Origin of the sequence: Sodalis ligni (genome assembly GCF_016865525.2) — a bacterium.
Lineage (GTDB): Bacteria > Pseudomonadota > Gammaproteobacteria > Enterobacterales > Enterobacteriaceae > Acerihabitans > Acerihabitans ligni.
The window spans coordinates 3,713,426-3,739,481 of sequence record NZ_CP075169.1; the positions used below are offsets into that span (position 1 = coordinate 3,713,426).

A 26,056-nucleotide genomic window follows, 5' to 3' on the forward strand; every position below is an offset into this window, starting at 1 on the left:
CGCACCTTTGATATCGGCGGGGGTGAAACCGGCCAATTATCTCAGTATCGGCGAGGAGGCGAACCCGTTCCTGGGCTTTCGCGCAGTTCGCACCTATCCGCATTATCGGGAGCTGTTCGCCATGCAACTGAAGGCAATTCTCACCGCCTCTGCGCACGGCAACGCCAAAATCATGATCCCGATGATTGCCAACGTCGACGAAGTCATCTGGTGTCGCGATGCGCTGGAATCCGTCAAAGGGGAAATGCGCAACGCGGGACTGACGTTCAACGATAGCATTGAATTAGGTGTCATGCTGGAAGTCCCTTCCGTGATCTTCGCTATCCAGGAAATTGCCGACTATGCCGACTTCTTTAGCATCGGCAGCAACGACCTGACGCAGTACTTTTTTGCCGCCGACCGTGGTAATACCCGGGTGGCTGGCGTTTACGACAATTATTCCCCCGCCTTCCTGCGCGCCATGCGGTTCGCCGTCGACGAGGTACACCGCGCGGGAAAATGGATTGGCATCTGTGGGGAACTGGGTGCCAGCAAGGATTTTCTGCCACTGTTTACCGGCATGGGCTTTGATGAACTCAGCATGAGTGGTACCGCTATTCCAGGGGTAAAACACGCTCTGCGGGAGCTGAATTTCGACAAATGCCGGCGGCTGGCCGAGGAAATCGTCACCCTCCGGCGTTCTGATGAAGTGAAAAGCGCTCTGCGCGCCCCTGGCGTCAAAACAAAGAGTACAAGACCGCTTCTCGCACCGGAGTTTATCCTTAGCTGTTTGGCGGCCAGCGATAAAAATGAAATCATCAAGATGATGACCGATAACCTCTGGCTACATCACCGGACCGATAACCGGGATCGGCTCTGCGATGATATCTGGACCCGGGAAGACGCCTTCTCGACCGCCGTGGGATATGGTTTTGCCATCCCCATACCAAATCCGACCATATCCTCTATTCCACTATCAGTATGGCGACGTTGGATAAACCGGTTATGTGGGGCGACCAGCAGGTTGAAACCGTATTTTGCTCACGGTGAGTAAATCCGCCGAACCGAATGAACATATGAAATATTTCTCCACCCTTGCCAGAAAGCTCATGAAAGAGGAATTCCGTCATGAAATAAAACATGCCGAAAACGCCACGGTACTCTACAACCTGATGGCCAGAACCTTAGAGATATAAATCCAGGTCATTTTAAAATAAGCATAACTCAGGAGTCACTCATGAAAATCGTCGGAGTCGCAGCATGCATTACCGGTGTCGCTCATACTTATATGGCTCAGGAAGCCATTGAGCAGGAATGCAAAAAGGGGTTATGAGGTTAAGGTCGAAACCCAGGGCGGTATGGGGATTGAAAACGAATTAAGTGAAGATGAAATTGCTGCAGCGGATGTGGTGATTCTGGCTATTGCTATCGGCATTGAAGGCGTGGAGCGTTTTGAAGAAAAAGAAAATGCTGGGCTGGTTATTTCATTAAATCCGGCAGAAGTCGTGCGCGACCCGGCGGCGATTATTGATAAGGCCGTAAAACTGGCGCAGTGACTTCGCTTATTTCGCGATTAAGCAGCCGTGCATTACAAAAATTAATAAATATCTGTGAATCCCGGATATTCCCTGGCAAAGCAATATTGCCCGAGGATTAGCACGTCCCTACTCGTGGTAATCCCGTCCGGAAATAGAAGGGTTCGGGAGGAATAAATAATGTCCGATACGATGAAAGCCATTAAGAATGATTTAGTCAAAGCGTTCAGCACCGGCGTGTCCTATATGATGCCCGTGGTGGTGGTGGGCGGGATCTGTCTGGCGCTGTCGCTGGTTGGCGGAGAACCGACTCCCGGCAAAGGGATGGTGGTCACCAATCCATTTTTATTAAACCTCGGTGCCATCGGTAGCGCGGGCCTCGGAATGATGATCCCGGTATTGGCCGCCTATATCGCCTACTCCATTGCCGGTAAACCAGGGCTAACGCCGGGCTTAATCACCGGTTTCATGGCCAGCACACCATTGGGCGACAACCACGTGGTCACCGGCTTCCTCGGCGCGATGCTGCTCGGCATTCTGAGCGGCTACGTTGTCAAGTGGGTGAAAACCTGGAAGGTCGGCAAGGCGCTGATGCCGGTCATGCCAATCATGATTATCCCTATCGTCTCCACCGGCCTGGTCGGCATGCTTTATCTGTATGTGCTGATTGGCCCCATCGGGGTGGCGATGAGGTGGCTGGTTTCAATGCTCTCGGATATGCGCGGCAGCAGTGGACTGGTACTGGGGCTGATTCTCGGGGCGATGGCTGCCTTTGATATGGGGGGGCCGGTCAATAAAACCGCGACCGCCTTTACCCTGGCGCTGATGGCAGAAGGTATTTACGGACCGAATGGCGCTTACCGTATCGCCTGTGCTATTCCACCGCTGGGCCTTGCTCTTTCGACATTTATTTCACGCCGCAAATGGTCTGAAGATGAAAGAAGGATGGGCACCTCCGCCGCTTTTATGGGGTTGATTGGTATTACCGAAGGAGCCATCCCCTTTGCGGTTAAAAACCTCAAAACGGTTCTGCCGTCCATTATTATCGGCAGCGCCGTGGGTGCCGGTCTGGCAATGATTCACGGCGTTGAATCCATGGTGCCCCATGGCGGATTAGTCGCGATTGCCGGCGTGAATAAAGGCGCGCTCTGGTACGTCATCGATATGGCTATCGGCGTGATTATCACGGCTATTTGCCTGCATATTTTACGACCCAATATTAGCGAAGCCGTTAAAAAAGAACCGGCAAAGAAAATCATTAATTCTGACATGAACAAAGCCTGAGGAGTTATTATGAAAAACACAATGAAACAGTACGTCGATTATATCGTTAACGGTGGCAAGTCTACTATGCTGGGTATTGGTCCTATGTCCCCAGCGCTTATCCAGGCCTGCTTTGAACTGGGTAAAGAAAAAGATCTGCCGCTGATGTTTATCGCCAGCCGCAACCAGGTCGATGCTGATGAATTTGGCGCCGGATACGTGAATAACTGGGATCAGTTCCGGTTCGCGGCTGATTTAAAGGCGATGGCAGATAAAGTCGGTTTTGAGGGTGACTACTTCCTTTGCCGCGACCACGGTGGCCCGTGGCAGCGCGATAAAGAACGTAAAGATCACATCCCGGAAGCAGAAGCGATGGCGCTGGCGCGTCGTTCCTATCAGGTGGATATGGATGCCGGTTTCGATCTATTGCATATTGACCCCACCAAAGACCCGTATGTAGTGGGTAAAGTCATTGATATTGAATTGGTTCTCAGCCGTACCGTTGAACTGATCCGTTTCTGCGAAGATTACCGTAAGGCCAACAAGCTTAAGGAGTTCTTCTATGAAGTAGGCACCGAAGAGACAAATGGCGGCCTGACCGATATCAACGCTTATGAAGCCTTTATTAACGAACTCAATCAACGTCTGTCCGCCGAAGGCCTGCCGCAGCCGTTGTTCATTGTTGGCCAGACCGGGACCCTGACCCGCCTGACGCGCAACGTGGGTCACTTCAATGACAAACAATCGGCTGAACTTTCCGCTATCAGTACCCGCTACGGCGTGGGGCTGAAAGAACATAACGGGGATTATCTGCCCGATGAAATCCTGCTAAAACACCCGGGACTGAGGATCACCGCGATGAACGTCGCGCCAGCGTATGGCACCATCGAAACCCGCGCATATCTCAAACTGGCCGAGGTGGAAAAGATTTAGCAGCCAAGGGCTTTATCTCATCGGCCTCTGATTTGAAAAATGTCCTTACCCGTGAATGCGTACTTAGCCACAAATGGGAAAAGTGGATGACCGATGAGCATAAAACAAATCAGAAGAACAAATCTTCAGCGAGCCTGAATTACTGAAAGAAATCCTTGAGCTGAGCGGACATTATAATTATGAAAAGCCCGCCGTGGTGAAAGAAATGCAAACCCTGTTTGCGCACCTGAAATCATTTGGCGTCGAACCTGAGCGCTATGTGGTGAATAAAATCAAGGATATGATTCAGAACGAAGCGGAATGTTTTAATATGCCGGGACTGACGTCACGGGTCGCCAATGCTAACAACCGCTAACCCGATGTAATTTAATAAGGAGAGGGCCCTCCTTATTAGTACCCAGCGATATTGACTAAACAGGTAAGGTAAATAAATCAAATTGAGCAACTCAAGCAGTGGACAATTATTGTTGCTGGCAATGGGGCTATTGATAGCATTATTGCTTATCAACCCGACGGCATTCTCTAGCGGGAGAAGTAAAACGTGCAATATGCCAGGCGTTGCCCCGTCATGGAACAATTCACCAATAGAGTGCGTTTCCACGCTGTTTTTTTAATCGATCGGGTTCAAGGCGATTCAGGCTAACCTTCGCAACGTTTGTTTTTTTTATCCATCATCTAATTGATAAAAAACGAATTATTTCCAAAATTTTATTCCCATCCTTTAACATCATTACCAGATGGCAAGTTTTTTGCTTGTTTTCCCACAGCAGGAGCGATAGCGGGTAACCGGTGTCGCCATACAATTTGCAACAGGTCACTAGGGTTCCGGTTCGGTTAACGAATGTCTGGTCCGAGAGTGACCGACCACCATATGACGGTTAATACCCTCTGGCGGTTACACGGCGGGATAAAAGCCCGGGAGGCCAAGGTGAGACGTTTTCTCGCCGCCGACCTCCTGTGTCTATTTATCGTCGTTAACGTCAGAGGTGTATATGGTTACTGTTGTCAAAAGACTGCTGCTGCTCGCAACACTCTGTTTCACCACCCTGTTCAGCCCCATTGCGCCGGCCGCCGATAAGCCGGTTTTTAAAATCTGCTGGTCTATTTACGCCGGCTGGATGCCCTGGGACTATGCCCAGCAAACCGGTATCGTCAAAAAGTGGGCCGATAAGTACGGTATCGACATCCGCTTCGTCCAGGTCAACGATTACATCGAATCCGTCAACCAGTATACCGCCGGCGGCTTCGATGGCTGCACCATGACCAATATGGATGCCTTGACCATTCCCGCGGTCGGCGGCGTCGACAGCACCGCGCTGATTGTCGGCGACTATTCCAACGGCAACGACGGCATTCTGCTAAAAGGCCAAGGTGATATCCGCTCCCTGAAAGGCCGGCCTATCAACCTGGTGGAGCTTTCGGTTTCCCACTATCTTTTGGCCCGCGCGCTGGCGAAAAACGGCATGAGTGAAAAAGACATCAAGGTGGTCAATACCGCCGATGCCGATTTGGTCGCGGCTTTCGGCACTGCCGATGTGAATGCCATTGTGACGTGGAATCCGCTGCTTGCCGAGGCGGAGAAACAGCCCGGCAGTCATGAAATTTTCTCCTCCGCCCAGATCCCCGGCGAAATTCTCGATTTGCTGGTAGTGAATAGCGCAACGTTAAAAAAGCATCCGGAACTGGGTAAAGCGCTCACCGGCGCCTGGTATGAAACCCTCAACACCATGCACGGCGACAACCCGACGGCCGTTGCCGCCAGGACCATGATGGGAAAGAGTTCCGGCACCGATTTGGCGGGCTTCGCCGAACGGCGGGCGGCCACCTCCCTTTTAAGCAACCCCAAGCAACCGCTGGTTTTTGTACAGAGCAAGGCGCTCCTCACGACCATGCAGTCGGTGGCCGAATTCTCCTTCAAACATGGACTGCTGGGCAACGGCGCGCCGGGGGCCGATGCCGTGGGGATCGGCGCGCCCGCCGGCGTATGGGGAAACACCGCCAATATCAAGCTGCGTTTCTCCGACGAGTTCGTAAAGCTGGCCGCGGCCGGCCAGCTATAAAAGAGGGATCCGCCGATGCGCAAGATGATCAACAGCCACCCCCAGCGTCTGTCGCGAGGCCTGCTGGGCTTGCTGCCGCTGTTGCTTTTGTTACTGGTCTATCTGGTTGCGTCGGATGCCCGTTTGGCGATCAACCCCCTGGATAAGCTGTTGCCGGGGTTCAATGATATGAGCAGCGCGATTTACCGTATGGCGCTGGAGCCGGATGCCCGTACCGGCGAATATCTGCTGTGGACCGATACCCTCGCCAGTCTGACGCGGCTGCTGAGCGGTATCTTTATCAGCGCGCTGCTGGGATTGCTGCTGGGATTGTTCTGCGGCGGCCTGCCGCCGGTCGGGGCGCTGCTGTCGCCGCTGGTCATGCTGGCGGCGCTGATACCGCCGCTGGCGATACTGCCGATTCTTTTTATCTGTTTTGGCCTGGGAGAACTGTCCAAAGTCATGCTGATAGTGATAGGGGTAACGCCTTTTATCGCCCGCGACCTACAGCAGCACGTGCAAAACATCCCCCGAGAGCAGGTGATCAAAGCCCAAACGCTGAACGCCCACAGCGCCCAGATCCTCTGGCGGGTGATCCTGCCGCAACTGCTGCCGCGCCTGCTGGAATCGGTTCGGTTATCACTGGGCTCGGCCTGGCTGTTCCTTATCGCCGCCGAGGCCATCGCCTCCACCGAGGGGCTGGGTTATCGCATATTCCTCATGCGCCGATACCTGGCCATGGACGTCATTTTGCCCTACGTCGCCTGGATTACCCTGCTGGCCTTCATGCTTGAGGCTGTCCTGCGCATCTATGGCCGCCGGCAATGGCCGTGGTATTACGTCAAATAAGGACCGCATCATGAGTTTAGTGAGTCTGCGCCGGCTGGAGAAACATTATGGCGATCAAGTGGTGTTGGAACGTTTAAACGCAGAGGTAAACGAGGGAGAGTTTGTGTCCATTGTTGGCGCATCGGGCTGCGGCAAGACCACTTTCCTGAATATGATGCTGGGCATCGAGCCGCCCAGCCGAGGCGCGTTGCTATTGGACGGCAAGCCGATCCCGCAGGAGCCGGGGGCCGATCGCGGCGTGGTTTTCCAGCGTTACTCGGTATTTCCCCATCTGACCTCGCTGGAGAATGTGATGCTGGGTACCGAGTTTACGCAGGCGCGCTGGCTGGGGCGAGTCTGGGGATCCGCCCGGCGCGACATCGCCGCGCAGGCCCTCGCCATGCTGCAACAGGTAGGATTGGGACAGGCCGCCGACAAATATCCCCACCAGCTCTCCGGCGGGATGCAGCAGCGTCTGGCGCTGGCGCAGGCGCTAACCAAAAAACCGCGGATACTGTTGCTGGACGAACCTTTCGGCGCCCTCGATCCGGGTATCCGCCGCGATATGCATCAATTGATCACCGATTTGTGGCGGCAGCACCGGCTGACCATTTTCATGATCACCCACGATCTTAAAGAGGGGTTTTCCCTCGGGTCCCGCCTGTGGGTTTTTGACAAAATCCGTCACGACCCGCAAGCCCCCGATCGCTGGGGCGCCAGCATTACCTATGACATTCCGTTAGACCGTAATTCGGCCGGGCTGGAACGACAGCTCGACAACATTGTTTATCCGCGGCAGGACGTAGCCTGAATCCGCTGATAAGGAGGGATCATGACCGACAGCAGTAAATTGTTATATCGAACCGTATTGCCGGCCGGAGCGCACTGGTCGCTCCGGCTGCGGCGCGGCACCGCGTTGCGCCTGACCGATATCCGGGGCGGCGCCAATGTGGGCATGCTGTTTTATAACCCTGAGAACCTCTTGGAGCGTTATAACGCGCCGGACACCATGAAGTGCCAGCATACGTTCCGCCTCACCACCGGGCATTGCCTCTATTCAGACATGGGCCGCATTTTCTGCGGAATCGAACAAGATAGTTTCGGCTGGCACGATACGGTATGCGGCACCATGAACGCGCAGCTTACCGAGCAGCGTTTCGGAGCGTCCGATTACCAGCAGGCGCGCAACGATCGTCACCAGAACGGTTATGACAGTTTCCTGGTGGAACTGACCAAATACGGCCTGGGTAAACGGGATCTGGCCGCCTGCCTGAATGTCTTTTCCCGGGTCAGCGCCGACGAACAGGGCAATTTGCGGCTGGAATCGCCCGCCCTTCCCGGCGCGTCCGTCACGCTGCGTTTCGCCATGGATACCCTGGTAGTGTTGCATACCTGCCCCCATCCCCTCAGTCAGGCCGGGGCTTATCCCCGTTCGCCGGTGGAGATAGCCCTGCCGGCCGACCTTGCGCCGCTGCCGGAAGCCTGCCTGACCCGCGAGGAAAACCGGCGCGGACAGGCGAATAACGCGCTGTACTATTTAGGAACCATAGCCCCCGCAGGAACCATAGCCCCTGCCGGAACAATGCTCGGCGACAGCCATGCCGCGCCTGCCCAGGAATGCCATCATGATTAAAACCAGCCCTCGCCGGACACAGGATACCCTCTACCGGCGCCAAATCAATGCGGGGGATTATTGGCTCTACCGCCTGGAGGCGGGACAGACGCTGAGGATCACCGACAGTGAAGGCAATCAGGCGGTGGATACGCTGTTTTTCAACGCCGACGATACCGCTGAACGCTACAGCATGACGGACACCGTGCGGGGACAAAACAATCTGTTCCTCACCACCGGCAGCGTGCTGCGCTCCAGCGAGGATCGGCCAATGCTGAAGATCGTCGCCGACACCTGCGGCCGGCACGATACGGTGGGCGGCGCCTGCGCCACCGAGAGCAATACCGTGCGCTACTCGCTGGAAAAACGCCACATGCACGCCTGTCGAGATAGCTGGATGCTGGCGCTGGCCGAACACCCGGAATTCGGCCTGACCAAACGGGACCTGGGTCATAATATCAACTTTTTCATGAATGTACCGGTCACGGCCGAGGGCGGGCTGACCTTTGCCGACGGCATTTCCGCACCGGGCAAGTATGTCGAGCTGGAGGCGGCGATGAATGTATTGGTGCTGATTTCCAATTGTCCGCAGCTCAATAATCCCTGTAATGGCTATAACCCAACCCCCATTGAGGTGGCGGTCTGGTCATGAACAGGGGATATCGGGCGATGCCGGCGGGGCATGCCTAACGTCGCGGAAGGCCGGCGGTGGATATCGCCGCCTCGGTGTGAAGCGGATCGGTCAATGCGCGACGCGGGACGTCCCGGGAAAATACGCGCCAAAGAGATGCAGGACGACCTGCCGTTAGCCAAGAGAGTTAATCATGTTTACATGCATTTTGATCGCCAACCGGGGCGCCATCGCGGTGCGCATTATCCGCACGCTGAAAACATTAGGCATCCGGTCAGTGGCGGTCTATGCCGAATCGGACAGCCATTCGCTGCATGTCCGCCAGGCGGACGAAGCCTATAGCCTGGGGGAAGGAACCGTCCGCGAGACCTATCTCCACCAGGATAAGCTGCTGGCCATAGCCGCCCGGTGCGGCGCGCAGGCGATTCACCCCGGTTATGGATTTCTCAGTGAAAACGCCGATTTTGTGCAACGTTGCCAGCAGAACGGCCTGGTGTTTCTCGGTCCCACCGTCCGGCAGATGGTTACCTTCGGTTTGAAACATCGCGCCCGCGAACTGGCAAAGATCAACCGTGTGCCGCTGCTGCCGGGCAGCGGACTGTTGGCGGATGCGGATGATGCGCTGCGGGCCGCCGGGGACATAGGCTATCCGGTGATGCTAAAGAGTACCGCCGGCGGGGGCGGCATCGGCATGCAGCGTTGCGATGACGCCGCTATGCTCCTTGAGGCATTCAGCCGGGTTAAACGGCTGGCGGGCCATAATTTTGCCGATGACGGCGTTTTCGTCGAAAAGTACATCGGCGCGGCGCGCCATATCGAGGTACAGATTTTCGGCGATGGCGCGGGCAATGTCATTGCCCTGGGCGAACGTGACTGCTCCACGCAGCGCCGTAACCAAAAGGTACTGGAGGAGTGTCCCGCGCCGAATTTGCCGGCCCCGGTGCGCCGGGCGTTACATGCCGCCGCCGTGCGCCTGGGCCGGGCGGTCGGTTACCGCAGCGCCGGTACGGTGGAGTTCGTGTATGACGCCGCCACGGAAGCGTTTTACTTTCTCGAAGTGAATACCCGGCTGCAGGTTGAACATGGCGTCACCGAGATGGTGTACGGCGTGGATCTGGTCCAATGGATGATTGAACTGGGCGCGGAATGCCTGCCGCCGCTGGAGACGCTGGCGCCTAACGCGCCGCGTGGCCACGCGATTCAGGCCAGGTTATATGCGGAAGACCCGGCCAAGCAATTTTCTCCTTGCGCCGGGCTGCTGACCCGGGTGGTATTCCCCCGGCAGGCGCCCGGCGGCGCGGAACTGCGAATTGATAGCTGGGTTGAGAGCGGCAGCGACGTCTCACCCCATTATGATCCGCTGCTGGCGAAGGTCATCGTTCGGGGAGAAACCCGCGACGCCGCCCTGGACGCCCTGGCCGCCGTACTGGCCGACAGCGAATTATACGGTATTGAAACCAATCTCGATTATCTGCGCCATCTGCTGGAACTGCCGCTGGTGCGGGCGGGCGAAATCCGCACGGCGTCCCTGGGAACGGTACGGTACCGGCCGGCGACGCTGGATGTCGTCTCGCCTGGCACATTGACCAGCATCCAGGATTTCCCCGGCCGTACCGGCTACTGGCATGTGGGCGTACCGCCATCGGGTCCTTTCGACAGCCGCGCTTTCCGTCTCGGCAACCACCTGCTAGGCAACGGCGCTGATGCCGCGGGGCTGGAAATCACCCTGCGCGGGCCGGTGCTGCGCATAAATCATGACTGCTCGCTGGTCATCACCGGCGCGGATATTGAAGCGGCCCTTGACGGCGCCGCACTCCCCATGTGGCGTGTATGCCGGGTCCGCGCCGGTCAAACGTTAGCGTTGGGCAACGTCTACGGCAACGGCTGCCGCAGCTACCTGCTGCTGGCGGGGGGATTGCGTTGCCCTGCTTATCTTGGCAGCCGAAGTACCTTTACGCTGGGCCGTTTTGGCGGACATGGCGGGCGTCAATTGCGCAGCGGCGATGTTCTTCACTTTACGCCGCCGGACATCGACAGGACCCAACCGGACATGCTGCCCATGGATCTGCGGCCGGCCCTGGCGGGAATCCGCCCACCGCGGGGGGTATATGGCCCCCAGGGCGCACCGGACTTTTTTACCCCACAGGACATCGACCTGTTTTTCGGCGCGGTCTGGCAGGTTCACTATAACTCCAGCCGCACCGGCATCCGGCTGATCGGTCCGAAACCGCAGTGGGCGCGGAGCGACGGCGGCGAAGCGGGTATGCATCCGTCCAATATCCACGATAACGCCTATGCGTTCGGTACCGTGGACTTTACCGGCGATATGCCGGTGATCCTGGGTCCCGACGGGCCATCCCTGGGCGGGTTCGTCTGCCCGGCGACGGTTATCCATGCCGACCTGTGGCAACTGGGCCAGCTCAAAGCCGGCGATCGGGTGCGTTTTGTACCGGTATCGCTGGAACAGGCCGACCAGCTGGCGCAACAGGCGGAAGAGGACATCGCCGCGTTGCGGGGTTGGGAACCGGGCGCGGCGGCCCGCTGCCGTACTTCACCATTGCTTTGGCACCGGCCCGCGCTATCCCCCTACCCGGCGGTGAGCTACCGCGCCGCCGGCGATCGGTTCATCCTGGTGGAATACGGTGAACAGGTAGCGGATATTTCGCTGCGTTTTCGCGCCCATGCGTTAATGCAATGGCTGGAACGGCATACCTTGCCGGGGATGCAGGAGCTTACGCCGGGGATCCGCTCCCTGCAGATTCACTTCGACAGCCTGCAGTGCCCGCGAGACGCCCTGATCGCGCATTTGCAGCAAGGGGAGCAGGCATTAGGGGATTTATCGCAGGTCGACGTTCCCTCCCGCACCGTCTGGCTTCCCTTAAGCTGGGATGATGACGCCTGCCGGGAGGCCATCGAGAAATACAGCCAATCGGTACGCCCGGGCGCGCCATGGTGTCCCAGCAATATCGAATTCATTCGACGGATCAACGGCCTGGACTCGGTGGATCGGGTCAAGGACATCGTCTTCAATGCCCGTTATCTGGTCATGGGGCTGGGAGATGTCTATCTTGGCGCGCCGGTTGCCGTCCCCCTCAGTCCCCTTCACCGTCTGGTGACCACCAAATACAATCCGGCGCGGACCTGGACTGCGGAGAATTCAGTGGGTATCGGCGGCGCCTATCTTTGCGTTTACGGTATGGAAGGCCCCGGCGGTTACCAGTTTGTCGGACGAACCCTGCAAATGTGGAACCGTGATCGCAAGACCGCTGAATTTACCCAACCCTGGCTGCTGCGTTTTTTCGATCAAATCCGGTTTTAACCGGTGAGCGCCGCCGAACTCCAGGATATCCGCCAGCGTTTTCCCTACGGACTTTACCCGCTGCGCACCGAACCGGGACATTTTCGCCTGGCGGATTACCAGCGGCTGTTAGCGGAACAGCATCAAGACATTACGCAATTCACCCAGCGGCGCCGGCTGGCGTTCGACCAGGAACTGGCGCGCTGGCGCGCCGAAGGCCAGTTCACCTTTGACAGCGCCCCGCCGGAAGAATCCACCGCGGATACGGATATGCTGCCGCCGGGCTGCCTGGGCGTGGACAGCCAGGTGGCGGGCAACATCTGGCAGTGGCAGGTAAAACCCGGCGACCGGGTGAAAGAGGGCCAGACCCTGGGAATCCTTGAATCGATGAAAATGGAAATTCCCATTCCGGCCCCTGGCGCGGGCCGGGTGCGTCGCGTAGTGCGTACGGCGGGACAGCAGGTCCATGCGGGCCAACTGCTGCTGATACTTGAACAGGAAGGAGATTAACCCTCCCGATGAAAACCTGGGCCAGGCGCTCGATCCCGATAATCGGCGCCAAAATCATTTCTTTACCGACCTGACAGGAATCGGATTATGCAACCTATGACCCTTGGCACACTGCATGAATGGCAACGGCATTACCAAAACGATCCGGACAGCGTAAGGGCGACCTTAACCGCCCTGCTGGACGGACTTCCTAAACACGATACGGCATGGATTTATCTGCCCGGCGCCGAAGGTTTGGCGCCGCAGTTGGCCGAACTGGCGCGGCGCTTGGAGGATCTGGGGGGAGATCCGCTGTCGTTACCGCTCTACGGTATTCCCTTTGCGGTCAAAGACAATATCGATGTGGCCGGCTGGCCCACCAGCGCGGCTTGTCCTGATTTTGTTTATCAAGCGGAACGGGATGCGGAAGTGGTCGCCCGGCTGCGGGCATGCGGCGCCATCGTCATCGGCAAAACCAATCTGGATCAGTTCGCCACCGGACTGGTGGGTACGCGGTCTCCATACGGTGCCGTACCCAACAGTTTCAATCCCGCCTATGTCAGCGGCGGCTCAAGTTCCGGATCGGCTTCAGTGGTGGCGCGCGCGCTGGTTCCTTTCGCGCTGGGGACGGATACCGCCGGCTCCGGTCGCGTTCCGGCCGGATTCAATAATATCGTCGGGCTCAAGCCCACCAAAGGGTGGCTGTCTACCTCCGGCGTGGTGCCCGCCTGCCGCCTGCAGGACTGCGTCTCTATTTTTGCGTTGACCGTCGACGATGCCCAGCGGATAGCCCATCTAGCCGGCGGTTATGATAAGAATGATGCCTATTCACGCGGCAATCCCCACACCGCGCCGGCGGCAATGCCCGCCGCGCCGCGCTTCGCCGTACCGCAACGTCTGGAGTTTTTTGGCGATAGGCACAGCGAACAAGCTTTCCGGCAGGCTTTACGGCAATTGGAAGCCAGCGGCGCCACGCTTGAAAGCATCGATTTCGCCCCTTTCGCTCAATTGGCGGAACAACTCTACAGTGCCGCCTGGGTAGCCGAGCGCACCGTGGGAATCGGCGATCGTTTGCAGACCAACCCCGATTCATTGGATCCGGTGGTGCGCGCCATTGTCGCCAACGGTTTTAACTTCAGCGCCTGCGATGCCTGGCGGGCCGAATACCTGCGCGCCGAACTGGCACAAACTATCAACCGGGCGCTGGCGGGGTATCATGCGCTGGTAGTGCCCACCTCCCCCACCATCCGTACCCTGGAAGAAATGAAACAGGAGCCGGTTCGTTATAATTCGCAGTTCGGTACTTACACCAACTTTGTTAATCTGGCCGATCTCTGCGCGCTGGCGCTCCCCTCTTTCTTACGGGATGACGGTTTGCCGGCCGGCATTACCCTGATAGCCCCTGCCTGGCATGACCACGCGCTGGCGGATTTCGGCCGGCGTTGGCAACAGGCCCTCGGTCTTACGCTGGGGGCGACCGGCCGCCCATTGCCGCCGCCGGACGCAGGGTTATCCGCTGCGCCGGCCCATCAGGTGCGGGTCGCGGTGGTGGGCGCTCATCTCAGCGGTATGCCGCTCAATTTCCAGCTTACCGACCGGAATGGAGTACTGGTGGAAAAAACGCAAACCGCGCGGCAATATCGTCTCTATGCCTTGGCGAACACGCAGCCGCCTAAGCCCGGGCTGGTAAAGACCGATGATGGCGGGTTCATTGAGGTGGAGCTGTGGGATATCCCTCTGGCGCGCTTTGGGGAGTTCGTCGCCGAAATACCGGCCCCCCTGGGCATAGGCACCCTGACGCTGGCGGACGGTCGCCATGTTAAAGGTTTTATCTGCGAACCGGAGGCGCTGCGCAATGCGAAGGACATTACCGCCTATGGCGGCTGGAGAAACTATATGGCCGCTATCCCGAAGTAAGGCCGAATTTGCGTAGCCGGTAGACCAGCTGGCTCAGCGTCAGGCCCAGTTTCTGCGCCGCACGGGACTTATTACCGTCCGACTGGCGAAGCGCCTGCAATATTGCCTGCGCATCGTCGGCTTCGATGCGCGCCGCCGGCACCCCCATCCATTTTTTCTCCGGTTCCGGCGCCGGATTTTCCGCCGGCGCGGACGTGGTGCCCTCTTCGTTTGCCAAGATGGGCGCCACCTCGGCCGCGTCAACCAGGGGCGACTCGGACAGCAGGACCAGGCGGTTTACCACATTTTGCAATTGGCGAACGTTTCCGGGCCAGGAATAGCGGATCAGGGCGGCTAAAGCATCCCCGAGCAGTGAACCCGCCGTTGAAAAGCAACATTGGCTTCCTCGATAAAATGCTGAATCAAAATCGGTACATCTTCCGGCCGATCCCGCAGCGAGGGCAGGAAAATCGGCACCACATACAGCCGATAGAAGAGATCCAGCCGAAATCGGCCTTCCGCCACCCGCTGGCGTAAATCCTGGTTGGTGGCGGCGATGATCCGCACGTTCACCGCCCGTTCCCTGCCACCGATGCGCTGTATGGTTTTCTCCTGCAATACCCGCAGGAGCTTTGCCTGCAAGTTAAGCGGTAATTCACTTATTTCATCTAAAAAAAGAGTCCCATTGTCAGCCTGTTCAAACTGTCCGGCTTTTGCCGTCATCGCACCGGTAAAGGCCCCTTTTTCATGACCGAATAATTCGGACTCGAACAGACTTTCCGGCACCGCTGCGCAGTTCATTTTGATATATTTGCCCTCGGCGCGCCGGCTTGCGATATGCAACGCGTTGGCAAAAAGCTCCTTGCCGGTGCCCGATTCCCCCACCAGCAATACCGTGACATCGCTAGCCGCCACCTGTTCGATTTGCCGGATGGCGGTACGGACCTTGACGGAATCGCCATAGATGCCGTACTTGAGCGTATCGTGCTTCAAGGCTTGGCGTAATGCCCGGTTTTCATGCTCCAGCGCCACGGTGTGGGTTTGCACCCGTTCGGCAATCAGTTCTTCCACCCGCAGCATCTGGCCAATATGTCCCACCACCTCGTGCATGATCCCGATATCCGCGGTCAGGTTGCGCGATATGCCGCGAAAACGGTTGGCGCAAAACACCCCGCGGGTTTTACCATCCAGGACTATAGGGAAAAAAAACATTGATGTCGTGCCGCTGGGCATCGCGGAACGGGCCACGGACCGCCAAAGATAGGTGGGCTCGGAGTCAATATCCTGAACGATGGTCATCTGGCCCGAGACAAAGACCTTGCCGGTGACGCCCTCATCCGGACGGAGTATCCCACGGGCTTTTTCCTTTTCGGTCAGGCCATAGGCGCAGCGGATGGATAACAATCCGCTATTGTCGTCATAGATAAATAGCCTGCCGCGGTTCAGGCCTAAAATCTCCGACAGCAGATGGAAAACTTCCCGCAGATTTTGGTCGGTATCGGTATCCCGGCTGTATATCTCCGCCATCTCCCGCCGAAAAAACAGCTCATGCTGCGCCCAGTCGACATTCACATGCACATCGGGCGTCAGCGCGGCGCGCGCGGATGAGACCTGCTGGTGGAAAGCGCGTTTCATGGCATACCTTGTGGGAAGCGTTAAGGCCGAATAGCAGGCTAATGTTAAATTATTAATAATTTATTAACTTGTCAATAATATTGATTTTCTAGACCAGCCAGCCTACCCCAATCCGGCGCACACCTTTCCCATTGGTAAGGACAAGCTGCTGATTTAATTTGTATTATAAATAAAAAAGAAATTAACCCCATTTGGCGCAACTCTTGCTTTATTCAATATCACAGGATTCATTCATTTTTAGTTTAATGCTTAACAATGCTAAGGGTAGATTAATGCACGCGACGGTAACCGACTCGGCTAACTCCTATTCATCGGGGCCAAACACCTCCGTGGTCACCCTAACCCATCTTTGTAAAAATTTCGGTTCTGAGATCATCTACGACGATTTCAACTTCGATTTTAAATACGGCACCTTTACCTCCATATTCGGCCCGAACGGCTGCGGCAAATCCACCTTAATCAACATGATGGCCGGTTTGACGCCTTATGACGGGGACAGATACTCTATAATGGCCGGGATATCAGTAAAGCCACCATCGGGTATGTTTTCCAAAATTATCGCGAGGCGCTCTTCCCTGGTGGAAGGCCTATGAAAATATCGAATATCCCTCAAAATTAAAGGCATGCCGGCCGCTGAACGACATCAGCGGCTCGATGAACTCATTGAACAATTCGACATTAAATTTGATCTCAACCGCTACCCTATGAATTTTCCGGCGGGCAGCAACAGCTTATATCAATATTACGGGCCTTAGCGCCCAACCCGGAAATTGTTTTCCTGGATGAACCTTTCTCCGCTCTGGATTATGAAATGACCCTGTTCATCAGGGATAAATTACAGTTGATATTTACCCAAAGCAAAATTGCCATGGTATTGGTCTCTCACGATCTTGAGGACGCGGTATTTTGGCTGAACAAGTATTAATGCTCAGTAAAAGACCTACCCGTGTGGTTGAAATTGTGCCGGTGGACCTACCCTATCCCAGAAACGACCGAACGCTGCAACTGCCTGAATTTTTAGAGGCCAAACGGCGCAGCCTGGAAATTTTCCAGCAAGAGGTTCATAAATGATCAGGCTTTCATTACGGCGTCACTCTCGTTTTTTTCGCCCCGGTTTTATCGGTCCAATCGTACTGGTTATTATCTGGAGCCTAGCGCATACGGCCCATTGGGTCACGCCGCGCCTGTTGCCCGGTCCGCTGGAAACCTTTAACGCATTCTTGCAAAGTATCGCCGACGGCAGCCTGTGGGGCGATTTTATCCAAACGGTATTAAGAACGGTCTATTCTTTCTTGATTGCGGCTATTATCGGCATACCCTTGGGTATTACCATCGGCTCCAGCAAGCTGATATATCGCAGCGTGGAATTTATAATTGATTTTTTTCGCTCCACTCCCGCTACCGCGTTATTCCCTTTGTTCCTGCTGATTTTCGGCATCGGCGAAGAGTCAAAGATCGCCATCGCTGCGTTCTCCGCCTGCCTGGTAATCGTATTCAACGTGGCCTACGGCGTCATGAACGCACGGCAAACCCGCATCCTGGCGGCCAAGGTCATGGGTGCATCCCAATGGCGCATTCTGCGCGACGTGCTGCTGTACGAATCGCTGCCGCAAACGTTTATCGGTTTAAGGCTCGGGGTTTCTTATGCCCTGGTGGTCATTATTGTCGCTGAAATGTTTATCGGTTCATCCACCGGGATGGGACACCGGATCATTGACGCGGAACAAGTCTATAACCTGGCCGAGATGTACAGCTCAATTATAGTAACCGGATGCATCGGCTATTTAATCAACTTCATTTTTCTTATCGTCGAACGCCATTTTATTAAATGGTCTGGTAAATAAATCATCACCCCATAAGGAAATTGTATGAAACGACTGACGTTGCCGGCGGCGGCAACCTCGATGGTTCTTTTATTCTCTGCTCTGCCGTCATGGGCAAATGAAAAAGTCACCGTCGCCTGGTTGCCCATTATGCAAACCACCGCTTTTTATATTGCGATGCACGATAAATTATTTGAAAAAGCGGGAATCGATATTAACGCGGTCAAATTCGAGAACCCGAATCAGATTATCGATTCACTGGTCTCGGGACAGGCCGATGTCGGCGCGCCGGGCTCGGCCGCCGGTATAGCGGTACTGGCCGAGTCCCGTTTTCCCGGCACCTTCAAGGTGTTCGGCCTGCAGGGGGGAAGCATCAAATACCATCGCATCAATGACGGCCTGATTGTCGCCAAGGATTCCTCAATAAAAAGTTTCGCCGATCTCAAAGGAAAAAACATGGGCCAGCTGCCGGGCATTCAGTGGCGGACCCTTGCCCGCTATATGGTGCGTCAGTCCGGCCTGGATCCGGATAAAGACGTGCATATGCAGGATATCGCTACCGGCCTGCAGGTGCCGTCGGTGGTTTCCGGCAGCGTTGACGCCACACTGTCCCTGGAGCCGGTCGGCTCCATCGCCGTGGCCGACGGCGAAGCCAAACGGGCATTGACCAATCCCGCCGAGACCCTGATAGCCGATCCGTTTTATTCCGGCGTCTCGTTATTAACCACAAAATTCATCAAGGAACGGCCCGAAACGGCGAAAAAGGTGGTCGCGGTATTGGATGAGTCCACCCGTCTGGCCAATGAACGCTTTGATCAATACCGCCCGGTTATCGCCGACTTCACGCCCATCAAGCCGGATCAGCTGCCTTTGGTGGCGCAGCCTTACCTGCGGGCCTGGAAAGATATCGATGCCGAGGATATCCATTCTTATCAGGCCCTGGTGGATGTATTCGAAAAGAAGGCGTGCTGAAAAACCTATGGATGTCAAACCGATGATCCTGAACAACAATGATTTTACCAAGTGAGAAACCATGACTATCACCTTTAATGCCGCCGTCATTCAGACACTCGCCGTACTCGGCGATATCGAGGCCAATATCGCCCTGGCCGCCGCCGGTGTGCGCGAGGCGGTAAGGCAAGACGCCAAACTGATCGTACTGCCGGAATGCATGAACACCGGCTATCTATTTGACTCGGCGGCGCACTGCCGGGCATTGGCCGAACCGGTGGACGGCCGCTATTGCCGGGCGTTGGCCGCCTTGTGCCGCGAATATAATGTCTTCATCGCCTCCGGCATGACCGAAAAAGCCGAGGATGGCAAAATCTATAATTCCGGTGTGCTGTTTAATCCGGCGGGAAACCTTATCTGCCATTATCAGAAACAATTCCTGGCCACCCATGATCAGAACTGGTTTGAGGTCGGCGTGAAGGGCAATCCCTTTGTGGATACCGAACTGGGCCGGTTGGGGTTGCTTATCTGCTTTGACGGGCGCATTCCGGAAATCGCCCGCTGCCTGGCGGCGCAAAAAGTGGATGTGGTGATTGATATGGCAAATTTCTTCGCCATGGACCAGGCGGAAATGTGGGTGCCGGCCCGGGCATATGAAAATGGCAGCTGGTATGTGGCCGCCACCAAATCCGGCGTAGAGCGGAGTATCTACTATCCGGGAGGCAGCATGATTGTCGACCCGCAGGGCCGGGTGCAGGCCAAGGTGCCTTATGATGTCCACGGCGTGGCCAGCGCGCGGATAAGCCTGCCGGACCGGGACCGTAAGCCATGGCAATTCGGCGGCGACAAACTGACGGATCGCCGGCCGGAAACCTACGCTATCATCAATCAGCCGTTTGCAACCACCCCCCTGGCGGCATTGATGGGGGAAGCGCTGATACCTGAAAACAGCACCGTCAAACTGGCGGCGGTTCAGGCCCATGTGAGCGAAAGTCACACCCTGGACGACGCGCTGGAGATGATTGAACACGCGGCGTTGCTGGGCATCAGGGTTATGGCGCTGCCCGCCTGGTTCGCCGCCCCGCTTTGGCGCCCGGATGCCGATAATGCCGCCCTGTTGGCCCGGGACAGCGGGGCCGTCATCGCCCGCATCGCCGAACTGTGCCGGCGTTACGGCACTATAATCGCCCTGCCCACCGTAGAGGAACGGCAAGGCGCGCTGCTGCCGGAAATGGTTTTAGTCGGCCCGCGGGGCGTTATCGGACGCCAGGCCCAGGTGCATGCCAACCCCGGCACGCGCGATTGGGCCGCGGTGGCGGACGGAGGCTTCCAGGTATTCGAGACCGATTTTGGCCGTCTGGGACTGCTTAACGACTATGACGGAATGTTTCCCGAATCCAGCCGCGTGCTGGCCTTGCTGGGGGCGGAAATTATCCTATGGAGCTGCGCCTGGCGACACCCGAACCAAAGGAACCTGCTGGCGGTGCCGAAGGCTGAGGATAATCGCGTTTATGTCGTCTGCGCCAACCGCTGCGACGCCCCCGCCCCCGGCGGTTCGTTTATTATTCCCCCCGCCGGTTTCCCGTCCTGGGATATAGACGCCTTGCTACCGCCCAATCCCCGCTGGGGCGCGGTAACCCCCCTGTACGCCAACCGCGCCCTGACCCGGCAAAAAGAGATGATTCCCGGGGTAAATATGTTGCGCAACCGCCTGACGGACAGTTACGGGATCCTATCGCGCCAACCTTAATGGGATAATCTCTATGGGTTAACGACAATAGCGTTGTCCGCTGTTGAATGGATTTCGTTTTCAACGTTGATTAAATACTGATTTATACAATTAACCATCATCGATGCAGGAATAAATAATGAATAGCCCAAGATAACCCTTTGGATATTAATATCATATTAACATCAGCGGCCTTAAATATTTATCGAAAAGAATTTCTTATGGTAAGAGATGGTCCCATATTTTGTATGATTCAATCAAAACCACTATTTCGGATAAACAGTCAGTTCAAGAAAATCGATGTTTACATTGAGTCGCCGCTATATAACCCGTCAACAATGTCGGGGTATTACTAATTGAACCCAATACTCTTCCCTGTGCTTGATGCCATAGGAGAGTAATATCTCAATTACCGGAGCCAGCATGAAACCTAACGTCGGATTAATCATCGGTGCCACGTTATTAGGCTTAACTATTATGCCTGTTCAAGGGGCGGAGACATTAACCCATGTCAAAGTCGGCCATTTGGTGGCGCTGGATATGGCGCCGCTTTTTGTCGCCAAGGAAAGCGGCTGCTTTACCCGCCAAGGGCTGGACGTGGAGACGGTGTTTTTTGCCAATCCCGGCGACAATAACGCGGCGCTGGCAGGCGGCGCCATCGATTTTAGTATCAATCCATTTACTCTGCCGTTTTTTGCCGCCAACAGCGGTGTGCCGATCCGGGTGATTTCCGCCGCCGGGGGCTGGGGCATCATGGAGGTGGTGGCTAAAGGCTCGCTGGGTTTACACAGCATGGCGGATTTAAAAACCTATATCCAACAACACCCCGGCCATCCCTTGAAGATAGCCACGCTGCAGGGGGATACGCTGGAGCTGATCCTTGACCGGCAATTCGCCCGCAACGGTATCGATCCCAAAAGCGTGCGACTGGTCTATTTCAATGATTTGCTGGCGATGGTGGAAGCCTACCGCAGCGGCCAGGTGGATATTCTGAGCCATATCAAGCCCTATACCACCGATATGGAGGTGAATAAAGGCTCCACCTTGTTAACCAATAATGCCGAAACCTGGTCGTTATATTCCCCCAATGCAGTGGTTAGCGTGCTGGATAAAACCCTTAGCCAGCGAAAAATCGTGGTCAGGGAATTTCTGAGCGGGCTTATCTGCGGGGCGGACATTATCAATAAAAACCCCGACCAGGCGGTGAGCTATCTGGATAAGGGCCACTATTTCCGCGTCTCCCCCGCCGTACTGACGCGGGCGTTCAAGTCCGCTCCTGCTCCCATCAGTTTCACGCCGGATCTGGCCTCGATTCAGAGCGTGGTGGACGATCTGGGTAAACTCGGCTACATCAAAGGCGGTGCGCGCGCCGAGGATATCTTCCGTCTGGATATGATCCGCGGTCTGGAGAAGAAATGAGCCAGTCAGACACCGGCGTTCAAAGGTACCTGCCCGTGATGGTCGGTACCGCCTCCATCGCCTGCCTGGTGCTTATTTGGGAGTTCTGCGCCGGCAACAGCGATTCATCACTGGCGGCGGTCTTGCCTCCGCCGAGCCATTTCCTCGCCGAGATTGCCCAAAGCGATTTTCGCATCGGGCTCGGCAGCCAGTCCACGCCGGTGAGCCAGTCGGTGCTCGCCACCTTCATCCGGGTATTTAGCGGATTATTTATCGCGTTTATCGCCGCGATTTTAACCGCCATGCTGCTGAGCCTGTCAAAAGTCGTCAACTGGGTTGTCAGTCCCTTGATCTATTTACTGTCGCCCATCGCGCCCATTGCCTGGATCCCCACCGCCATTACCCTGTTCGGCATCGGTAACCCGACCGCAGTCTTTATCGTCTTCATGGGCGTCTTTTTTATCCTGACCATCGGCACGCTGGCCGAGATCCGCCGGTTGCCGGAGGAATTCCATATCGTCGCCGACGATCTCGGCGCCGGACCATGGCAACGCTGGTTATGGGTGGTGCTGCCCGCCATCCTGCCCGGCGCATTCACCCTGCTGCGCACTAATTTTATCGCGGCCTGGATGGCGGTGCTGGTGGCGGAAATGGTCGGCCTGCATGACGGTATGGGCGCCATTATCATGATGGGCCGCAATCTTTTTAATAACGATCTGATCATGTTCGGCATGGTGATTATCGGCCTGTCCGGCTTTGTCGTGGATCGCATCCTGGCCTTTATCGGCAAACATCTGCTGTGGTGGAGGGTCTAGGAATGAACAGCGCGTCTGATAACCCTCTGTTCCGCATCGCTGATTTCAGCGTGATGTACCCCGGCGCCACACCGCTGAGCCATCTTGATCTGACGATCCGCCCTCATGAGATTACCTGCATTCTGGGTAAATCAGGATGCGGTAAAACCACGCTGCTCAAAGCGCTGGGAGGATTTATCGCCGGCAACGCCGGGGGCGGCATCTTCTTTGACGGCGACAGGCTGACGGGACCGAACAGGCACAGCGTAATGATTTTCCAGGAAAACAACCTCTACCCCTGGCTGACGGTGAAGGGCAATGTGGCTTTCGGACTGCGCTTTTCAGCACCGGGGTTATCCCGTCAACAGCGCGATAAACGGGTTGGCGCCATGCTGGAAACCGTTGGTCTGACCGAGTCGGCCGGACGCTATCCCCATCAGTTATCCGGCGGCATGCGGCAGCGAACTGCGATTGCGCGGGCACTGGTGGCGGATCCCCGGTGCTGCTGCTGGACGAACCCTTCAGCGCCCTGGATATCAGCCTGCGCCGGCGGATGCAGGGACTGCTCGGGCAGCTGTGGCGGGACACCCGAATGTCCATGGTGATGGTCACACATAATATCGAGGAGGCGATCACCGTCGGCCACCGGATTATCGTCATGGGCGGACAACCGGCGGCCATCCTGCTTGAGCAGGATACCGGCGCCGCGGAATTCGGCGATCGGTATTCGAACGCGTTTCTTCAGCTGCAACAGCACATCGAATCCATTATTTACTGACATTATTTACCGGGAGGCGGCGATGAACGGTATTCATGATATGGGCGGCTTGCATGGATTCGGCACGGTGGAAGTCGAATTTGATGAACCGGTTTTCCATAGCGAATGGGAAAGCCGGGTGTTCTGTATCACCCAGGTACTGGATACGCTGGAAATCTGGAACCTTGACGAGCATCGCCATGAGATAGAGCGGATGAATCCGGTGGATTACCTGGCCGCGGGTTACTACGGCCGCTGGCTGTTTGCCATGGAGCAACTGCTGGACAGGAAAGGCATCGTCAGCCGGGAGGAAATGGAACAGCGGATCGCCGAATATCGCGCCGATGTACGTCATTACAGCCCCCTGGACAATTCCCGCCGCCGTTGGCCGCTGGCGCCGGGGGAACGGGTACGTTGGGGCGCCTGGCGCAAAGAAGTGCAGGTAACGCCGCGCTTCGCTGCACAACAACAGGTTCGGGTACGTAATATCCATCCCCCCGGCCATACCCGGGTGACGAATTATGTGCGGGGAAAAACCGGCACTATCGTCCAGGTCTATGATCAGGCCTGGGTGTTTCCCGACACCCGCGCCCATTATCAGGGAGAGAATGTCCAGCCGGTGTACAGCGTCCGGTTTTCGGCCCGGACCTTGTGGGGCGTGCAGGCCGAAGCGGACGTTTTTAATCACATCGACCTTAGCGAAGATCATCTTGAATCCCTGTAAGGAAAATAGTCATGAGTGATAAATCCAGTCAGGAAAAACCCTGGCAAGCCGTGCGCATCGAAGCGATGGAGAGCCTGCTGGCGGGCGCCGGCATCATTGATCCCAATCGTGTCGACGATATCGTCCATCGTTACGAAAAAAACGTCGGCCCTCACACCGGGGCGCGGGTAGTGGCCCATGCCTGGGTCGACAGCGGCTTCAAACAGCGTCTGCTGCGGGACGGGCTGGCCGCCTGCGCCGAACTGGGCATCGGCGGGCCGGAAACCGAGTATCTGAAAGTCGTGGAAAACAGCGCCACTGTCCACAATGTGGTGGTATGCACGCTCTGTTCATGCTACCCATGGCCTATCCTCGGCCTGCCCCCCGCCTGGTATAAATCCAGCGCCTACCGCTCGCGTATCGTCCGAGAACCACGCCGGGTGCTGGCCGAAATGGGGCTGGCATTGCCGCCGCAGGTCACCCTGCGCGTCTGGGATAGCGTATCTGAAATCCGCTATCTGGTGTTGCCGGAGCGGCCGGCGAATACCGGCCATCTTGATGAAACGGCCCTCGCGGCGCTGGTTACCCGTGATTCCATGATAGGCGTCGCCCGGCTGAGCACGCCGGAGCACGGAGGAACACGACCATGAATTCGCCGGAAATGTTAAAAGACGCCTTAAACGATACGCAGGCGCTGCGGTCCATTGTCTTTCCCAATCCCTGGGCCGCGCGGGCCTTCGGCCTGACCCTGGCGGCGGTGGAGAAAAATCTGTTCAGTTTGCAGGCGTTTCAGCATGCGCTAATCGAACGGATCGCCGAGTCGGAATCCCGGGGCGAGTCCATCACCGACGAAGAGCGCTACTATAGCTGCTGGGTCGATGCGTTAACCGTGCTTCTGGATAGAACGCCGCAGATAAGCCTGGCGTCGCGGGATGATGAGGAGCGGAAAATCCGCGAACATACGCACCAGGCGCATTTGCATCAGGAGGCCCATTTTCCCCCACGGCCATTACTCATCGTGGAGGGAAAATGATTATTACCGGCGAGCCCTATGATTTTCCTATTTCAGGGGAGATGATCCCGGCGCGCAGCGCGCTGCTGATCATTGATATGCAGCGGGATTTTTGCGATCCGCAGGGTTACATGAATCATCGCGGCGATGATATTACCGCCGCGCGGGCGATTATCCCGACTATCGTCCAGGTGCGCGCGGCGGCCACCCAAGTGGGCATCAGGGTCATTTATACCCGCGAGGGACATCGCCCCGACCTGTCCGATTTGCCACAGAGCAAACGGCTTAAAACCGCCAGGGCGGGTGCGGAAATCGGCATGCGCGGCCCATTGGGCCGATTGCTGGTCCGCGGTGAACCAGGCTGGGATCTGGTGCCGGAACTGCGGCCGCGGGACGGGGAAGCCGTGATAGATAAACCGGGAACCGGCGCCTTTCATGGTACCGATCTCCATCATATCCTAACGACAAGCGGGATCCAGAACCTCATACTTACCGGCGTCACCACCGGCGTATGCGTTTCATCCACGGCGCGGGAAGCCAGCGATCGGGGCTATGGCGTACTGGTGCTGAGCGATTGCTGCGCCGAACCGGATCCCTCCAACCATGCCATGGCGATAAGGTTGCTAAAAATTGAAGGGGGGTATATGGCCACCGTTTCCACTTCATTACGGTTCCTCTGCGCCTTAAGGAATTATCCGCCGACCTTGCTGCCCACCCCGTCGAAAGACGGTCATCATGAGTGACGCACCCA

The 26,056-nt window shown here is 56.6% G+C and carries 26 protein-coding genes, 2 pseudogenes and 1 riboswitch; of the genes and pseudogenes, 26 read left to right on the plus strand and 2 right to left on the minus strand.

Translation table 11 applies throughout. From position 1 onward, the window contains the following. Positions 1–22 precede the first annotated feature (22 nt). The 13 genes and pseudogenes from GTU79_RS30560 (at position 23) to atzF (ending at position 14,524) form a co-directional block, all read left to right on the plus strand. Positions 23–1,033: a putative PEP-binding protein gene (locus tag GTU79_RS30560; protein ID WP_253073339.1), complete on the plus strand. Its 1,011-nt coding sequence runs from the start codon at positions 23–25 to the stop codon at positions 1,031–1,033. A gap of 22 nt (positions 1,034–1,055) precedes the next feature. Continuing rightward, positions 1,056–1,175 (plus strand): PTS sugar transporter subunit IIA, encoded by a 120-nt coding sequence (locus GTU79_RS30565; protein ID WP_253073340.1) that lies wholly within the window; start codon positions 1,056–1,058, stop codon positions 1,173–1,175. 41 nt (positions 1,176–1,216) lie between these two features. Continuing rightward, a pseudogene (locus GTU79_RS17290) lies at positions 1,217–1,535 on the plus strand (PTS fructose transporter subunit IIB). A 159-nt stretch (positions 1,536–1,694) separates the two neighbouring features. Beyond that, positions 1,695–2,798: a PTS fructose transporter subunit IIC gene (locus GTU79_RS17295; protein WP_203523232.1), complete on the plus strand. Its 1,104-nt coding sequence runs from the start codon at positions 1,695–1,697 to the stop codon at positions 2,796–2,798. A gap of 9 nt (positions 2,799–2,807) precedes the next feature. After that, positions 2,808–3,710, plus strand: coding sequence for a class II D-tagatose-bisphosphate aldolase non-catalytic subunit (locus GTU79_RS17300; RefSeq protein WP_253073343.1), 903 nt, complete (start codon positions 2,808–2,810; stop codon positions 3,708–3,710). Between the two features lie 205 nt (positions 3,711–3,915). Beyond that, positions 3,916–4,065: a hypothetical protein gene (locus GTU79_RS30575; RefSeq protein WP_253073344.1), complete on the plus strand. Its 150-nt coding sequence runs from the start codon at positions 3,916–3,918 to the stop codon at positions 4,063–4,065. A gap of 451 nt (positions 4,066–4,516) precedes the next feature. Further along, a riboswitch (guanidine-I (ykkC/yxkD leader) is annotated at positions 4,517–4,634 on the plus strand. Between the two features lie 68 nt (positions 4,635–4,702). Further along, a complete protein-coding gene (locus GTU79_RS17305) occupies positions 4,703–5,770 on the plus strand; it encodes a putative urea ABC transporter substrate-binding protein (RefSeq protein WP_214513188.1) in 1,068 nt (355 codons plus the stop codon). Positions 5,771–5,785: 15 nt separating this feature from the next. Then, positions 5,786–6,598, plus strand: coding sequence for an ABC transporter permease (locus GTU79_RS17310; RefSeq protein WP_132921029.1), 813 nt, complete (start codon positions 5,786–5,788; stop codon positions 6,596–6,598). A gap of 10 nt (positions 6,599–6,608) precedes the next feature. After that, positions 6,609–7,388 carry an ABC transporter ATP-binding protein gene (locus GTU79_RS17315; RefSeq protein WP_203523235.1) on the plus strand — a complete coding sequence of 260 codons (780 nt, stop codon included), beginning with the start codon at positions 6,609–6,611 and terminating at the stop codon, positions 7,386–7,388. 21 nt (positions 7,389–7,409) lie between these two features. Beyond that, a complete protein-coding gene (locus tag GTU79_RS17320; protein ID WP_203523236.1) occupies positions 7,410–8,210 on the plus strand; it encodes an urea amidolyase associated protein UAAP1 in 801 nt (266 codons plus the stop codon). Then, the gene (locus GTU79_RS17325) at positions 8,203–8,841 is read left to right on the plus strand and encodes an urea amidolyase associated protein UAAP2 (RefSeq protein WP_203523237.1); all 639 of its coding nucleotides are present in this window, start codon (positions 8,203–8,205) and stop codon (positions 8,839–8,841) included. Before GTU79_RS17320 ends, GTU79_RS17325 begins: the two co-directional genes overlap by 8 nt. 172 nt (positions 8,842–9,013) lie before the next feature. Continuing rightward, positions 9,014–12,628, plus strand: a pseudogene (gene uca / locus GTU79_RS17330) (urea carboxylase). Positions 12,629–12,715: 87 nt separating this feature from the next. After that, entirely contained in the window at positions 12,716–14,524 is a 1,809-nt protein-coding gene (atzF, locus tag GTU79_RS17340; RefSeq protein ID WP_203523239.1) for an allophanate hydrolase, read from the plus strand. On the opposite strand, the gene GTU79_RS17345 is transcribed toward atzF, so the two are convergent. Both GTU79_RS17345 and GTU79_RS17350 read right to left on the minus strand, forming a co-directional pair. Then, the gene (locus GTU79_RS17345) at positions 14,511–14,816 is read right to left on the minus strand and encodes a helix-turn-helix domain-containing protein (RefSeq protein WP_214513190.1); all 306 of its coding nucleotides are present in this window, start codon (positions 14,814–14,816) and stop codon (positions 14,511–14,513) included. The genes atzF and GTU79_RS17345 overlap by 14 nt on opposite strands. A gap of 41 nt (positions 14,817–14,857) precedes the next feature. Further along, positions 14,858–16,138 carry a sigma 54-interacting transcriptional regulator gene (locus GTU79_RS17350; RefSeq protein WP_214513191.1) on the minus strand — a complete coding sequence of 427 codons (1,281 nt, stop codon included), beginning with the start codon at positions 16,136–16,138 and terminating at the stop codon, positions 14,858–14,860. Positions 16,139–16,410: 272 nt separating this feature from the next. Here GTU79_RS17350 and GTU79_RS30580 point away from each other — a divergent pair, with 272 nt between their 5' ends. From GTU79_RS30580 to GTU79_RS17410, 13 genes are all read left to right on the plus strand, one after another. Further along, complete coding sequence (locus tag GTU79_RS30580; protein ID WP_253073345.1) at positions 16,411–16,731, plus strand: ATP-binding cassette domain-containing protein; 321 nt, start codon at positions 16,411–16,413, stop codon at positions 16,729–16,731. A gap of 313 nt (positions 16,732–17,044) precedes the next feature. Further along, positions 17,045–17,209: a hypothetical protein gene (locus GTU79_RS30585; RefSeq protein WP_253073346.1), complete on the plus strand. Its 165-nt coding sequence runs from the start codon at positions 17,045–17,047 to the stop codon at positions 17,207–17,209. Then, positions 17,206–17,982, plus strand: a complete 777-nt coding sequence (locus GTU79_RS17360) for an ABC transporter permease (RefSeq protein WP_203523241.1) — start codon at positions 17,206–17,208, stop codon at positions 17,980–17,982. The genes GTU79_RS30585 and GTU79_RS17360 overlap by 4 nt, the downstream gene beginning before the upstream one ends. Before the next feature lie 24 nt (positions 17,983–18,006). Further along, positions 18,007–18,933 carry an ABC transporter substrate-binding protein gene (locus GTU79_RS17365; protein WP_214513192.1) on the plus strand — a complete coding sequence of 309 codons (927 nt, stop codon included), beginning with the start codon at positions 18,007–18,009 and terminating at the stop codon, positions 18,931–18,933. Positions 18,934–18,994: 61 nt separating this feature from the next. Then, positions 18,995–20,662, plus strand: coding sequence for a carbon-nitrogen hydrolase family protein (locus GTU79_RS17370; RefSeq protein ID WP_203523243.1), 1,668 nt, complete (start codon positions 18,995–18,997; stop codon positions 20,660–20,662). A 402-nt stretch (positions 20,663–21,064) separates the two neighbouring features. Then, complete coding sequence (locus tag GTU79_RS17375; protein ID WP_203523244.1) at positions 21,065–22,060, plus strand: ABC transporter substrate-binding protein; 996 nt, start codon at positions 21,065–21,067, stop codon at positions 22,058–22,060. Beyond that, positions 22,057–22,854 (plus strand): ABC transporter permease, encoded by a 798-nt coding sequence (locus GTU79_RS17380; protein WP_203523245.1) that lies wholly within the window; start codon positions 22,057–22,059, stop codon positions 22,852–22,854. The genes GTU79_RS17375 and GTU79_RS17380 overlap by 4 nt, the downstream gene beginning before the upstream one ends. 2 nt (positions 22,855–22,856) lie before the next feature. Beyond that, positions 22,857–23,438 carry an ABC transporter ATP-binding protein gene (locus GTU79_RS17385; RefSeq protein WP_214513193.1) on the plus strand — a complete coding sequence of 194 codons (582 nt, stop codon included), beginning with the start codon at positions 22,857–22,859 and terminating at the stop codon, positions 23,436–23,438. Next, a complete protein-coding gene (locus GTU79_RS17390) occupies positions 23,426–23,611 on the plus strand; it encodes a hypothetical protein (RefSeq protein ID WP_214513194.1) in 186 nt (61 codons plus the stop codon). The genes GTU79_RS17385 and GTU79_RS17390 overlap by 13 nt, the downstream gene beginning before the upstream one ends. A 22-nt stretch (positions 23,612–23,633) precedes the next feature. Further along, complete coding sequence (gene nthB, locus GTU79_RS17395; protein ID WP_203523247.1) at positions 23,634–24,314, plus strand: nitrile hydratase subunit beta; 681 nt, start codon at positions 23,634–23,636, stop codon at positions 24,312–24,314. An 11-nt stretch (positions 24,315–24,325) separates the two neighbouring features. Then, the gene (nthA, locus tag GTU79_RS17400) at positions 24,326–24,943 is read left to right on the plus strand and encodes a nitrile hydratase subunit alpha (RefSeq protein ID WP_203523248.1); all 618 of its coding nucleotides are present in this window, start codon (positions 24,326–24,328) and stop codon (positions 24,941–24,943) included. Next, complete coding sequence (locus GTU79_RS17405; protein ID WP_203523249.1) at positions 24,940–25,326, plus strand: nitrile hydratase accessory protein; 387 nt, start codon at positions 24,940–24,942, stop codon at positions 25,324–25,326. Before nthA ends, GTU79_RS17405 begins: the two co-directional genes overlap by 4 nt. After that, positions 25,323–26,048, plus strand: coding sequence for a cysteine hydrolase family protein (locus GTU79_RS17410; RefSeq protein WP_132921013.1), 726 nt, complete (start codon positions 25,323–25,325; stop codon positions 26,046–26,048). Before GTU79_RS17405 ends, GTU79_RS17410 begins: the two co-directional genes overlap by 4 nt. Positions 26,049–26,056 lie beyond the last annotated feature (8 nt).